The 12,826-nt window shown below is 63.6% G+C and carries 12 protein-coding genes and 1 riboswitch; of the genes, 8 read left to right on the top strand and 4 right to left on the bottom strand.

Annotation, left to right across the window (positions count from 1 at the left end):
- The first annotated feature begins 140 nt into the window (after positions 1-140).
- The 3 genes from REH59_RS02660 (at position 141) to REH59_RS02650 (ending at position 3,155) form a co-directional block, all read left to right on the top strand.
- Entirely contained in the window at positions 141-833 is a 693-nt protein-coding gene (locus REH59_RS02660; RefSeq protein WP_012051067.1) for a response regulator transcription factor, read from the top strand.
- Complete coding sequence (locus REH59_RS02655; protein WP_003255374.1) at positions 833-2,161, top strand: HAMP domain-containing sensor histidine kinase; 1,329 nt, start codon at positions 833-835, stop codon at positions 2,159-2,161. Before REH59_RS02660 ends, REH59_RS02655 begins: the two co-directional genes overlap by 1 nt.
- 100 nt (positions 2,162-2,261) lie before the next feature.
- Entirely contained in the window at positions 2,262-3,155 is an 894-nt protein-coding gene (locus REH59_RS02650; RefSeq protein ID WP_014862078.1) for an alpha/beta hydrolase, read from the top strand.
- Positions 3,156-3,176: 21 nt separating this feature from the next.
- On the opposite strand, the gene REH59_RS02645 is transcribed toward REH59_RS02650, so the two are convergent.
- Entirely contained in the window at positions 3,177-4,157 is a 981-nt protein-coding gene (locus REH59_RS02645) for a zeta toxin family protein (protein ID WP_012051064.1), read from the bottom strand.
- Between the two features lie 149 nt (positions 4,158-4,306).
- Positions 4,307-4,448: riboswitch (FMN riboswitch) on the top strand.
- A gap of 80 nt (positions 4,449-4,528) precedes the next feature.
- On the opposite strand from REH59_RS02645, the gene ribB reads away from it, so the two are divergent.
- The 5 genes from ribB (at position 4,529) to REH59_RS02620 (ending at position 10,927) form a co-directional block, all read left to right on the top strand.
- The gene (ribB, locus tag REH59_RS02640; RefSeq protein ID WP_003255379.1) at positions 4,529-5,179 is read left to right on the top strand and encodes a 3,4-dihydroxy-2-butanone-4-phosphate synthase; all 651 of its coding nucleotides are present in this window, start codon (positions 4,529-4,531) and stop codon (positions 5,177-5,179) included.
- A 165-nt stretch (positions 5,180-5,344) separates the two neighbouring features.
- Positions 5,345-5,587 carry an exodeoxyribonuclease VII small subunit gene (locus tag REH59_RS02635; protein ID WP_003255380.1) on the top strand — a complete coding sequence of 81 codons (243 nt, stop codon included), beginning with the start codon at positions 5,345-5,347 and terminating at the stop codon, positions 5,585-5,587.
- Positions 5,584-6,471, top strand: a complete 888-nt coding sequence (gene ispA / locus REH59_RS02630) for a (2E,6E)-farnesyl diphosphate synthase (protein ID WP_014862077.1) — start codon at positions 5,584-5,586, stop codon at positions 6,469-6,471. The genes REH59_RS02635 and ispA overlap by 4 nt, the downstream gene beginning before the upstream one ends.
- Before the next feature lie 176 nt (positions 6,472-6,647).
- Entirely contained in the window at positions 6,648-8,543 is a 1,896-nt protein-coding gene (gene dxs / locus REH59_RS02625; RefSeq protein ID WP_014862075.1) for a 1-deoxy-D-xylulose-5-phosphate synthase, read from the top strand.
- 512 nt (positions 8,544-9,055) lie between these two features.
- Positions 9,056-10,927, top strand: a complete 1,872-nt coding sequence (locus tag REH59_RS02620) for a TonB-dependent receptor domain-containing protein (protein ID WP_128573747.1) — start codon at positions 9,056-9,058, stop codon at positions 10,925-10,927.
- Here the strand turns inward: REH59_RS02620 and REH59_RS02615 are convergent.
- From REH59_RS02615 to ribA, 3 genes are read right to left on the bottom strand one after another with little or no spacing between them, the layout of a single operon-like run.
- Positions 10,905-11,717 (bottom strand): cobalamin-binding protein, encoded by an 813-nt coding sequence (locus REH59_RS02615; RefSeq protein ID WP_014860924.1) that lies wholly within the window; start codon positions 11,715-11,717, stop codon positions 10,905-10,907. The genes REH59_RS02620 and REH59_RS02615 overlap by 23 nt on opposite strands.
- Positions 11,717-12,136 (bottom strand): hypothetical protein, encoded by a 420-nt coding sequence (locus REH59_RS02610; protein WP_014860923.1) that lies wholly within the window; start codon positions 12,134-12,136, stop codon positions 11,717-11,719. Before REH59_RS02610 ends, REH59_RS02615 begins: the two co-directional genes overlap by 1 nt.
- Positions 12,133-12,750 (bottom strand): GTP cyclohydrolase II, encoded by a 618-nt coding sequence (gene ribA, locus REH59_RS02605; protein ID WP_003255389.1) that lies wholly within the window; start codon positions 12,748-12,750, stop codon positions 12,133-12,135. Before ribA ends, REH59_RS02610 begins: the two co-directional genes overlap by 4 nt.
- Between the last annotated feature and the right edge of the window lie 76 nt (positions 12,751-12,826).

The following is a 12,826-nucleotide window of genomic DNA, read 5'->3' as shown; positions in this document are numbered from 1 at the left end:
CAAGTTGCTTTTTGCGAACGATACCGGAGCGAAAACCAGGGTGCAGCAGGATTAACCTTCTTAACACATCAAGGCGTTGCCCTTTCCCTGCAGCCAGTGGGATGATTCGCAACTGATAAAAGTTCTCATCAAGGCTCGCCGTGCCCACCTCACTTCTCCTTGCCGAAGACGACCCACGCCTGCTTCAGGACCTGGACCGTCATTTCCGCAACCGCGGTTTCCAGGTGCACGCCTGCGCCAGCGGCACCCAGGCCCTGAATGCCATACAGCAATCGCAGTTTGAACTGGTGCTGCTGGACATCATGCTGCCAGGCATCGACGGCCTCAGCCTGCTCGACGCCCTGCGCCGCCAGCAGGCCGTGCCGGTCATGCTGATGTCGGCACTAGGGGCCGAGCAGGATCGCATCAGCGGCTTCACCCGTGGTGCAGACGACTACCTGCCCAAGCCCTTCAGCCTGGCAGAGCTGGACGCACGGGTAGATGCCTTGCTGCGTCGCGTGGCATTCGATCGTGGTACGGCGCTGCGTCCCGACGTGGGGGAGGTGATGCTGGACCACGACCGCCAGGACGTTATCCACAACGGCAACGCCGCTGGTCTTACCGCTTCCGAATTCCGCTTGCTGGTCACGCTGCTGGCCCACCCCGACGAAGCGTTGAGCAAGCCCTTCCTGTACCAGACCGTGCTGCACAGGGCCTATACCCGACTGGACCGAGGCCTGGATGTGCATGTGTGCAACCTGCGCCGCAAACTGGCCGACATCAACGCCCAGCACCTGCAGATCCAGGCCGTGCGTGGCCAAGGGTACATCCTGGTCGACACGGAGCAGACCTGATGCGTCGCCACCCGTTGCTGTGGAAACTGGCCTTGCTGCAAGTCAGCTTCTGCCTGTTGCTGATCTGGCTCATCTGGACCTGGGGCCTTTCGGTGGAACGCAGTACCTATTTTCTGTCCCAGGCCGACCAGGACTACCTGGCGCGTTATGCTCAACAGGCCGAACAGGCGTGGGAGCAGGACGGCGCAGCCGGCACCGAAGCCTGGCGCAAGCAGGTGGCACTGGCCGAGGACACCTGGGTGGCCGTGATAGGTCCACACCTTCAGAGCCTTGGCATCACCCCGCTGAGCGCCGAGGAAGCCAGCCACCTGACATTCATGCGCAAGCTCGACTGGCCGATGAGCCGGCGCCTGCAGGATGAATTGCCATACGTCAGCATCGAATTTCCGCAACACCCCGAGCATGGCCGCCTGGTGCTGCAACTGCCCGAACGGCTGCTACCCACAGGCCTGACACCCTGGACCCATGTGGTGACTCATGGCGTTGCCCCCGCGCTGCTGGCCCTGCTGCTGGGCCTTGCGCTATACCGGCACCTTGTCGTGCCGCTGAACCGCCTGCGCGACCGCGCCGACGCCCTGCGGGCCGATGACCTGGACAGCCCCGCCCTGCCCCTGCAGCAACGCCGTGATGAGCTGGGCGAACTGGCTCAGGCCTTCGAGCACATGGCCGGGCGCCTGCGCCAGAGCCTTGAGCAACAGCGCCTGCTGTTGCGCACGCTGTCTCACGAACTGCGCACGCCGCTGGCGCGGCTGCGCATCGCCCATGACAGCGACTTGCCACCGCCGCAGTTGCGCGAGCGCCTGGACCGTGAGGTGGCCGACATGCAGAAGTTGCTGGAAAACACCCTCGACCTGGCGTGGATGGACACCGAACAACCCAGCCTGTCGACCGAGCCGGTATTGGTGCTTTCCGTGTGGGAAGCCTTGTGCGAGGACGTCTGTTTCGAAAGCGGCTGGGACCGTGCGCGCCTGCCGTGTTCACTTGGCACTGACTGCCTGCTGCAGGCCCATCTGGACAGTCTGGCCCAGGCCCTGGAAAACCTGTTGCGCAATGCCATTCGCCACTCGCCGACCGAAGGCCGGGTCAGCCTTGATGGCTGGCGCGAGGGCGCATGCTGGCACCTGCGCCTGAGCGACCAAGGGCCAGGCGTACCGGATACCGACCTTGAGCGCATTTTCAAGCCCTACCAGCGCCTGGCCGACAGTGGCGCAGGCTTCGGCCTGGGCCTGGCTATCGCCCGCCGCGCCATCGAACTGCAAGGCGGGCGGTTGTGGGCCAGCAATGGGCACCCGGGCCTGTGCCTGCACATGACCTTGCCTGCGGCCTGAGACTGTTTAGAAAGTTAATGCGCTTTACGCTCGATCGGGACTGGTTATCATCTGGGCGCTCAAGCCTTGCGCTCCTTGCAAAGCCCTGACGAGACGCCCGATGAGCAAGAAGACCCTGATGCTGGCCTTGGCACTTGCCCTGGCGGCCCCTCTTGTCCTGGCCCAGCCCGAGCATGACCAGAAGATGGACACGTCGGTGTTACAGCGCCAGGACCTGGCCTATCACTTCAGCCAGCTTGATCTGGACTCGGCCGATGGCCTGCGTCACTACCGCCTGTGGGTTGGCAAGCCGAATCGTCCAGCGCCAGCATCGGGATACCCGGTGCTGTGGATGCTCGATGGGAATGCTGCACTGGGGACGCTGGATCAGCAGCAACTGGACAGGCTCGCCGCAGGCCAGGCGCCCCTGCTGGTGGCGGTGGGTTACCGGACCGAACTGCGCATCGACAGGGCCGGCCGCACGCTGGACTATACCCCGGCGCTGCCGGAGCAGGTGCAGCAGCGTGATCCGCTGACCGGCCAGCCCAGCGGCGGGGTCGATGCGTTCCTGAAGCTTCTGACCGGGCGCATGCGCACGATGGTGTCGGCTGTGGCGCCGATCGATCCGCAACGACAGACGCTGTGGGGGCACTCCTATGGTGGCCTGGCTGTGCTTCACGCACTGTTTACCTGCCCCGGCGAATTCAGCCTTTACGCTGCTGCCAGCCCGTCACTGTGGTGGCGCGATGGTGTGATTGTCCGGGAGGCGCAAGGACTTTCCTCACGCCTGGGGGAAGCGCGCCCGCACCTGTTGCTGATGCGCGGCGGGCAGGAGCCCGCCAGCCCGCATGGTTCGCCGCACGAGAACGACGAGTTGCCTGCGCGCCAACTGGCGGCAGATCTGGCCGCGATCAAAGGCCTCGACGTGCGCTTTGAGCGCTTCGAGGGTCTGGGGCATGGGCCCATGCTGGGCGCCTCCCTGCGCAGGGTGATCGAAGGCTTGTCTGGCCAGTGACCAGCCCTGTGCCTGCCCGGCTCAACGTTGCGCGTACTTGAGCACGTACAGGCACAGCTCGCGGTAGACATCGACAGGCAACTGCGACATCAGCCTCTGAGCCTGGCCGAGGGTTTTGCAATTGAGTTCGGCCATCGCCCGACGGTGTTCCGAACCCAGCAGGCCGGCATGCACCACCTGCGCATACTGAATATAGGAACAGGGGAAATCGGCCTGGGGACTGCGCTGGACCTTGAAGTTGATCTTCAGGTCTGCCCCGCGGAAGAATGCTCTGCCCTGGTAGGTCTGCTGGGGCACGAGGAGCCCTTTTTCAGGACAGGTGCTGTGACAGACCGGCAGGCTGTTCTTTTCCGTCTCCAGGCCACGTCGATAGATCACGATTTCGGAACCCGGTACCTCGATACAGGCGTTTTCGAAAGCATCGATGATGGACCTGCCATTGATTTGCGCCTCTTCGATCTGCGTCAGGCTGACCACACGCTCGATCTCATGATTGCCAACGCTGTTGACCACACGGTCCAGGGTCGACCAGTGGCTGAACTCTTTCTGACACGCTATCAGATGGACCTCGCTCTGATAGCCCTGCCGGGCGGCTTCAGGTGGAAAATCAGCGAAATGAGGGCTGTCGAGCGCGGTCTCCATGATGATGTTGTATTTGTTTTCCATCGCATACGTGCAAATCATGGCCCCCAGTCGCCAGATGAACGACTCGGTATGTTCATAGACATGCAGCACGCCTTTGTCTTCCATCGCCCGATAATGAGGGTGCAGTTCACGAAAATGGGTTTCGTAAAGGCGAACATAATTGTCGTAGCGCCCGCTCTTCAGCAGCGTGTTTTCCAGCAAGTACGTCTTACCCGAGCCTTGTGTACCGGCAATGATGAGCATTTTGGGCTTGAGCACGCCGTCGACGTAGTCGCGCTTCTTGTCGAACAAAGTGTCGACGACCTTTCTGAATGCGAGATGGAGATCGGTATCGGTAAAAGGATAGAGAGAGGACATGACGGTTCGTTTCCTAGGTTTGCCAATGTGACCGTCACGAAGGTAAGCGCTGCGGCAAGTGCAAAGGGGTAGATGGTTACTGCTGCAAGTCTCGTCGAAGGTAGTAGAACCGCGGGTTGCCACTGGGGTGGCCCTGTGCTGTATGCTGGGTCGGTCTTCAGGGCGGGGTGTAAGTCCCCACCGGCGGTAAATCGAAAGATGAGCCCGCGAGCGCCCCGACCATGTCGGGGGTCAGCAGATCTGGTGCAACTCCAGAGCCGACGGTCATAGTCCGGATGAAAGAAGGCGTCATGCAGGGGCCATCCGGGCGCCCTTGCGCGCGCATTTTGTTCGCCCCGAGACGTTCATCGATCATTCACGAGGAGCGTTTCATGTTCACCCAGCACCACACGCAATTTCCCACTGTTTCCGCCGCCATCGCCGCCTTCCAGGCCGGGCGCCCTGTACTGTTGCTCGACGATGACGACCGCGAGGACGAAGCGGACATCATTGCCGCCGCCGAGAACATTACGCTGCAGACCATGGCCATGATGATTCGCGATTGCAGCGGCATCGTCTGCCTGTGCCTGGACGAAGCCACCGTCGACGAACTGCAACTGGCACCCATGGTGCAGAACAACCAGGCCCGCCACGGCACCGGTTTCACCGTCACCATCGAGGCGGCCGAAGGTATCACCACCGGGGTTAGCGCCCAGGACCGCATCACCACCATTGACGCAGCACTGCGCTCCAGCGCCGAACAGCGCCATATCGTCAGCCCGGGGCATGTTTTTCCGCTGCGCGCCCGCAATGGCGGTGTGCTGACCCGCCGTGGGCACACCGAAGGTTCGGTAGACCTGGCGCGCCTGGCCGGCCTGCGCCCGGCAGCGGTCTTGTGCGAGCTGATGAACCCCGATGGCAGCATGGCCCGTGGCGAGCAGGTGGCGGTATATGCACGGCAGTACAATTTGCCGGTGCTGACCATCGAGGAGCTGGCGCGGTACCGTGAGGCGATGCTGGAACGGGAAGCAGAGCCGGCCTGATCCACCGAACCGGGACGCTTTGCGGTCCTTGTGAGAGCGGCCCTTTCGCGACACAGGGCCGCTCCTCCATCGGTCTGTATCAGCCGATGCAGTTGCCGGAAGTTTGCTCCCCCCGCCCCGCTCTGCTAGTGTCGCGCCGTTCTGAATGCCACCGAGACAGTCGCCATGGCCCGCAAAAAAGCCTCCCTCGATTTCGAGCAATCCCTCGCAGACCTGCAAGCACTGGTCGAGCGCCTGGAGAACGGCGAGTTGTCGCTGGAAGAGTCGCTGGCCGCCTTTGAACAAGGCATCGCCCTGACCCGTGACTGCCAGGGCGCCCTGGCCCAGGCCGAACAGAAGGTGCAAATTCTGCTGGAGCGCGACGGTGAACTGGCTGCCCAGCCCTTCGACGCGGAGCCGGAAGCATGATTGGCACCTACCAGGCCAGTTGCCAGGCCCGAGTCGACGCAGCCCTCGAACCGCTGTTCATCGCCCCGAGCAAAGAGCTGGAACGCCTCTACGCCGCCATGCGCTACAGCGTGATGAACGGCGGCAAACGCGTGCGCCCGCTGTTGGCCTATGCGGCCTGCGAAGCCTTGGGCGCCCCGGCCGAACAAGCCAACGGCGCAGCCTGCGCGGTAGAGCTGATCCATGCTTACTCGCTGGTGCATGACGACCTCCCGGCCATGGACGACGACGACCTGCGTCGCGGCCAGCCGACCACCCACAAGGCGTTTGACGAAGCGTGCGCAATCCTCGCGGGCGACGGTTTGCAGAGCCTGGCTTTCAGTGCCCTGCTCGACCCATGCCTGAGCCCTCAGATCGACAGCATTCGCCTGGCCATGGTTCAGGTACTGGCCAAAGCTGCCGGCCCGGCCGGCATGGTTGGCGGCCAGGCGATCGATCTCGGTTCGGTGGGCCAGAAGCTGGACCAGCAGGCGCTGGAGTTCATGCACAGGCACAAGACCGGCGCGCTGATCGAAGCCAGCGTACGCCTCGGCGCCCTGGCCAGTGCCCGTGCCGAACAGGCGCAGCTGGATGCCCTGCAGACTTATGCACAGGCCATTGGCCTTGCATTCCAGGTGCAGGACGACATCCTCGACGTGGAAAGCGACACTGCTACCTTGGGCAAACGCCAAGGTGCAGACATAGCGCGTGACAAACCGACCTACCCGGCCCTGCTGGGCCTGGAAGCCGCCAAAGTCTATGCAATCGAACTGCGCGACCAGGCGCTGGCTGCACTGCAAGGGTTCGGCGAAACGGCCGAACCGCTGCGGGCCTTGGCGCGTTACATCGTCGAACGCCGTAACTAAACAGCTTCACCGATCCCTGTAGGAGCAGGTTACCCGCGAATGCGATCTTGAATTTGCCGACGCATTCGCGGGTAAACCCGCCCCCACAGGGGACCGCGTAACCTGTGGTCGAATGGGCACTTTTCCCACAATGGGGTAAACTGCCGCGTCTTCACACACCTATAACGACTCGCCTGATGCCCACGACGTTTCAAGAGATCCCCCGCGAACGCCCGGTCACGCCGTTGCTCGACCGCGCTGACACGCCTGCCGGCCTGCGCCGGTTGGCCGAAGCCGACCTGGAGACGCTGGCCGACGAACTGCGCCAGGAACTGCTCTACACCGTCGGGCAGACCGGTGGGCACTTTGGTGCCGGTCTGGGCGTGATCGAGCTGACCATCGCTCTGCACTACGTGTTCGACACCCCGGACGACCGGCTGGTGTGGGACGTAGGGCACCAGGCCTACCCGCACAAGATCCTCACCGGGCGCCGTAACCGCATGCTCAGCCTGCGCCAGAAGGACGGCATCGCGGCCTTCCCGCGCCGCAGCGAAAGCGAGTACGACACCTTTGGCGTTGGCCACTCCAGCACCTCGATCAGCGCCGCGCTGGGCATGGCCATTGCTGCCCGTCTGCAGAACAGCGCACGCAAGTCGATCGCGGTGATCGGTGATGGCGCGCTGACCGCCGGCATGGCGTTCGAGGCGTTGAACCACGCCCAGGAAGTCAATGCCGACATGCTGGTGATCCTCAACGACAACGACATGTCGATTTCGCGCAACGTCGGCGGCCTGTCCAACTACCTGGCCAAGATCCTCTCCAGCCGCACCTACGCGAGCATGCGCGAAGGCAGCAAGAAAGTGCTGTCGCGACTGCCAGGCGCCTGGGAAATTGCCCGTCGCACCGAGGAATACGCCAAGGGCATGCTGGTGCCAGGCACACTGTTCGAAGAACTGGGCTGGAACTATATCGGCCCGATCGACGGCCACGACCTGCCCACCATGATCGCCACCCTGCGCAACATGCGTGACCTGAAAGGCCCGCAGTTCCTGCATGTGGTGACCAAGAAGGGCAAAGGCTTCGCCCCTGCCGAGATTGACCCGATCGGCTATCACGCCATTACCAAGCTGGAGCCGGCCGACAAGCCAGCTGCGCCGAAGAAAGCCAGCGGTCCGAAATACTCCGCAGTGTTCGGCCAGTGGCTGTGCGACATGGCCGCCGCCGACAACCGCCTGGTGGGCATTACCCCGGCAATGAAGGAAGGCTCGGACCTGGTCGACTTCAGCGAGCGCTACCCTGAGCGCTACTTCGACGTTGCGATCGCAGAGCAGCATGCCGTGACCCTGGCGGCCGGCATGGCCTGCGAGGGCAGCAAGCCGGTGGTGGCGATCTACTCCACCTTCCTGCAGCGCGCCTACGACCAGCTGATCCACGACGTGGCGGTGCAGAACCTCGACGTGCTGTTCGCCATCGACCGCGCCGGCCTGGTCGGCGAGGACGGCCCGACCCACGCCGGCAGCTACGACCTGTCGTACCTGCGCTGCATCCCGGGCATGCTGGTGATGACCCCCAGCGACGAGAACGAACTGCGCAAGATGCTCAGCACCGGCCACCTGTACAACGGTCCGGCCGCTGTACGGTACCCGCGTGGTACCGGCCCGAATGCGCCGATCAGCGGTGACCTGCAACCACTGGAGATCGGCAAGGGTGTGGTCCGCCGCCAAGGCGAGAAAGTGGCCTTGCTGGTGTTCGGCGTACAACTGGCCGAGGCCATGCAAGTGGCCGAACAGATCAACGCCACGGTGGTCGACATGCGCTTCGTCAAGCCGCTGGACGAGGCGCTGGTGCTGGAGCTGGCAGGCAGCCATGAACTGCTGGTAACCATTGAAGAAAACGCCATCATGGGTGGCGCGGGCGCTGCGGTGGGTGAGTTCCTTGCCAGCCAGGCAGTGCTCAAGCCGCTTCTGCACCTGGGGCTGCCGGATATCTATGTCGAGCATGCCAAGCCTGCGCAAATGCTGGCTGAGTGCGGGCTGGATGTGGCCGGGATCGAGGCTTCGGTGAAGGCCCGCATGGTCAAGCTCGGGCTCTAGGGCGCTTTCGCGGGTGAACCCGCGCCTACGCCGGCCTGCGCCGAATCACCGGTGCGTTTTCCACCACCGTGGTAGGAGCGGGTTTACCCGCGAATACGGTAGCGCCGGCAACGCTGAACGGCGGGTGGAAACTGACCAGCAGGGCCGGCCCTTTCGCGGGTAAACCCGCTCCTACGATGGCCTGTGCCCAATCACCGATGTGTGTCCAACCCTGATCGGGCGTAGGAGCGGGTTTATCCGCGAATACGGTAGCGGCGGCAACGCTGAACGGCGGTGGAAATTGGCCAGCAGGACCGGCCCTTTCGCGGGTGAACCCGCTCCTACGATGGCCTGCGCCCAATTACCAGTGTGTGCCCCCCTGGATCACTGTAGGAGCGGGTTTACCCGCGAATACGGTAGCGGCAACAACGGTGAACGGCGGGTGAAAATTGGCCTGCAGGCCCGGCCCTTTCGCGGGTAAACCCGCTCCTACGGGGACAGCACAGTGCTGTGGAAATCCTTTGGAACTGCCCATGAAAAAATTAGCCTGTACCACGATTCTCTGTGCCCCTACATTCCTTCTGGCCGCTGAGCGCGACGACGCCCTCAAACTCCCCGACGTGCTGATCAGCGCCAGCCGCCAGGTCGAATCGCGTACCGCCACCAGCGCTGCCAACACGGTCTTCACCCGCACCGACATCGACCGCCTGCAACCCACCAGCGTTACCGACCTGCTCTCCCGCGTGCCGGGCGTGCAAGTGGCACCTACCGGTGGCCGTGGTAGCCTGCCGGGCATCTTTATCCGTGGCACCAAGGCCGCGCAAAGCCTGGTGCTGGTCGATGGCGTGCGCATCGCCAATGCCACCTCGGGCGACAGCGGCCTGCAGTTTCTGGACATCGACCAGATCGAGCGCATCGAAGTACTGCGCGGCTCGCGCTCAGCGGTGTACGGCAGCGATGCCATTGGCGGGGTGATCCAGATCTTCACCCGACGCAGCAGTGGCCCCGGTCTGCAGCCACGCCTGCGCATGGCCGCCGGCAGCAACCAGACATTCCAACGCAGCCTGGGGCTTTCTGGCGGCAACGACACGACCCGCTTCAACCTTGGCGCCAGCCTGGACGAAACTGCCGGCATCGACTCGACCGGGCCATCCTTCGCCAGCGATGGTGACCACGACGCCTACCGCAACAAGGCGTTGAACCTGAGCCTGAGCCACACCTTCGGTGAGCGCTTCGAGGCCGGCCTGAACCTGCTCGACAGCCGTGGGCGCAGCGAGTACGACAACCCGTTCGGCGGCTTCGACCCCGTTACCTTCGAGAGCTTCGGTCAACAACCCTACACCGACTTCAGCGTCAGCAGCCTGGGCAGTTACGTTGACGTTCAGGTCACCGAAACCTGGCATTCACGCCTTGAACTGGCCCATGGCGAGAACCGAGACGACAAACGCGACAAGCTCAGCGCTGAGCGTTTCGTGTTCAACACCTATCGCGATCAGGCCACCTGGCAGAACGACCTGGCCCTCGGCGAACAGAACACCATATTGATCGGTGGCGACTGGTACGAAGACCGCGTACACGGCAGTACCGACTTCACTGAGGACAGCCGCTGGAACCGTGCCGTGTTCGCCCAGCACCGCTACCAGGGCGAGCAGATTTCCACTGAGCTGGGGGTGCGCCATGACCGCAACCAGCAGTTTGGTGGCCAGACCACCTGGAGCGGCAGCCTGACCGTACCGCTGAACGCGCACAACGATGTGCTGCTGTCCTACAGCGAAGGCTTCCGCGCGCCAACGTTCAACGACCTGTATTACCCACAGTTCAGCAACCCGAACCTGGACCCAGAGCACTCCAGAAGCTACGAGCTGCAATGGCGCAGCCAGCTGACTGCAGAGAGCCGGCTGGAGACTTCGCTATACCGCACCGACCTGCGCGACGCGATCATCTTTGGCCAGAACTCGATACCCCGTAACGTCGCCTCGGCACGAATCAATGGCGTGGAAATGGCGCTGGCGCAGCAATGGGGCGCCTGGCACAGCCAGCTTGGCCTGGCGCTGATCGACCCACGCGACCGCGACACTGGCCACACCCTCGCCCGCCGCGCCCGCCGCACCTTGAGCCTGGACCTGGACCGTGAGTTCGGGCGTTTCAGCGCGGGTGCCAGCTGGCAGGCGGTCAGCAGCAGTTATGACGATGAGGCCAACCGTAACCGCATCGGTGGCTATGGCCTGCTAGGTTTGCGCGGCAGTTGGGCGGCTAGCGACGAACTGAAACTCGAAGCCAAGCTGGATAACCTGCTGGACCGCAGCTACAGCCGCGCCCTTTATAGCTACGAGGGTGCGTATCACCCTTACCGCGAAGAGGGCCGCACTGTGCTCTTCAGCATCACCTGGACACCGGCGCTTTAGCGTCCAGCAACGCACACAAGCGGGCGGTGGCTTCGATCATCTGTCCGCTGGGGCGCTCCAGCCCTTTGTCCGGCACCACCAGCAGGCGCCCATCAGCCACCGCTCGAATCTGCGGCCAAGCCTTCCAGCTGGCCAGTTGCGCCTCATCAGCTGCCAGGATGACCTGCGGATTACGCAGCAGCACGGACTCCACATTCACCTGTGGCGCCGGCTGGCCAAGGTCGGCGAACACATTGCGCGCCCCGCACACGGCCAGGGCGTCGGTCACGACCTGTCGGCCACCGAGCGTGTACAACGGCCGATCCCAGACTTGATAAAACACCTGCAAGGGTTCGTCACGCCGATACTGCTGGCGCAGCTGCTGCAGCCGCTCACGCAGGGCTCGTGCGTAGGAATGGCCTTGCTCGGCACGCCCGATACGCCCGGCAATGGCCTCGATCTGCTCGATCAGCTGGCTGATGTCGTGGGGTTCGGCGCTGAAGGTGGCCATACCCAGGCGCTTGAGTTGGTCGCGCTGGGCCGGTGGCACACTGCCTGGCCACAGCAGCAACAGGTCGGGGCGCAGGCTGAGCAGGCGCTCCATGTCCAGTTGCCCTTGGCGCCCGACCGAAGGCAAATGGCGCAGCGCAGCCGGCCGTTCGCCACCGTCGAGCACGCCCACCAGCAGGTCGTCTGCCTGCAGCTCAAGCATGATCTCGCTCATCGAGGGGGCCAGACTGACGACACGCAGCGGTTCTGCAGCCAGTACAGTGCAGGCGAACAACGCCAGCAGGCCAGGTAGCAGTCGCATCAGCCCAGCTGGCGCGGTATGCGATAGAGGTACAGCACTACAACGGTAGACAATGCGAGGAGGATCTGCGGCACTGCCTCCAGACCGACCAGCACCGACAGTGCGGCGACCCAAGCCGGGAAGCAGGCATACAGCATGGCCATGCGCCGCACCCGCGCCAGTTCGATCCAGGCAGCGGCTTCTTCGCCCGTGCCGAGCACCTTTGAGGTGGCGATAAGTGAGCGCTTGTAGGCACCGAAGCGCGGCAGGCTGAGGAACATGGTGGCCGCACCGGCGATGAACAGTGGCATGGCCAACACCGGGATCAGTGCATCACCGCCCCCAAAGGCCCAAGCCATGACTGGCAGCGGCACCAGGCCCACCGCCAGGTACTGCCACCAGGCCAGCGCCAGGCGCCGCTTGACCTCGGCGCGAGTCACGCCTGGGGCACCTCGCCCTGGTGTTCGTTGCCCAGCATGTGGCCCAACTTGCCGGCCTTGGTCGCCAGGTAGTAGCGGTTGTGCGGATTATGCCCGGTGTGCAGCGGCACACGCTCGGCAACCACGATGTTCATGTCGGTCAGGGCTTTGACCTTGCGCGGATTGTTGGTCATCAGACGCAGCGACTTCACGCCCAGGTGCTCGAGCATCGGCAGGCATATGGCGTAGTCACGCTGGTCGGCAGCGAAGCCCAGGCGTTCGTTGGCTTCGACGGTGTCGGCGCCACCATCCTGCAGCTCGTAGGCGCGGATCTTGTTCAGCAGGCCGATGCCACGGCCTTCCTGACGCAGGTACAACAGCACCCCACGGCCTTCGCGGGCGATGGCCTGCAGCGCGGCTTCCAGCTGCGAGCCGCAGTCGCAGCGCTGGCTGAACAGTGCATCGCCGGTCAGACACTCGGAATGCAGGCGCCCCAGTACCGGCTGGCCGTCCGCGATATCACCCAGGCTGAGCACCACATGCTCACGGCCTGTGGCTTCGTCGAGAAAGCCATGCATGGTGAAGGTCGCGAAGGGCGTCGGGAGTTTAGAGGCGGCAACAAAGACGACGGGCACGTTGTGCTCCTGGAATAAGTAGGAAATTTCTCGTGGGCCGATTGTATCAGCAGGTTGGGGGATGTGGGCTGGCTGT

The organism is Pseudomonas sp. BO3-4 (assembly GCF_034044115.1).
Classification (GTDB): Bacteria; Pseudomonadota; Gammaproteobacteria; order Pseudomonadales; family Pseudomonadaceae; genus Aquipseudomonas; species Aquipseudomonas alloputida.
Note: the sequence above shows the minus strand (reverse complement) of the source record. Positions and strands in the feature narration are given on the sequence as shown.

Bases quoted from the DNA above. Each gene is read 5' to 3' on its own strand.
- REH59_RS02650 (WP_014862078.1), top strand. From the start codon at position 2,262: ATGAGCAAGAAGACCCTGATGCTGGCCTTGGCACTTGCCCTGGCGGCC.
- REH59_RS02655 (WP_003255374.1), top strand. From the start codon at position 833: ATGCGTCGCCACCCGTTGCTGTGGAAACTGGCCTTGCTGCAAGTCAGC.
- REH59_RS02645 (WP_012051064.1), bottom strand. From the start codon at position 4,157: ATGTCCTCTCTCTATCCTTTTACCGATACCGATCTCCATCTCGCATTC.
- REH59_RS02620 (WP_128573747.1), top strand. From the start codon at position 9,056: ATGAAAAAATTAGCCTGTACCACGATTCTCTGTGCCCCTACATTCCTT.
- ribB (WP_003255379.1), top strand. From the start codon at position 4,529: ATGTTCACCCAGCACCACACGCAATTTCCCACTGTTTCCGCCGCCATC.
- ispA (WP_014862077.1), top strand. From the start codon at position 5,584: ATGATTGGCACCTACCAGGCCAGTTGCCAGGCCCGAGTCGACGCAGCC.
- REH59_RS02615 (WP_014860924.1), bottom strand. From the start codon at position 11,717: ATGCGACTGCTACCTGGCCTGCTGGCGTTGTTCGCCTGCACTGTACTG.
- REH59_RS02635 (WP_003255380.1), top strand. From the start codon at position 5,345: ATGGCCCGCAAAAAAGCCTCCCTCGATTTCGAGCAATCCCTCGCAGAC.
- dxs (WP_014862075.1), top strand. From the start codon at position 6,648: ATGCCCACGACGTTTCAAGAGATCCCCCGCGAACGCCCGGTCACGCCG.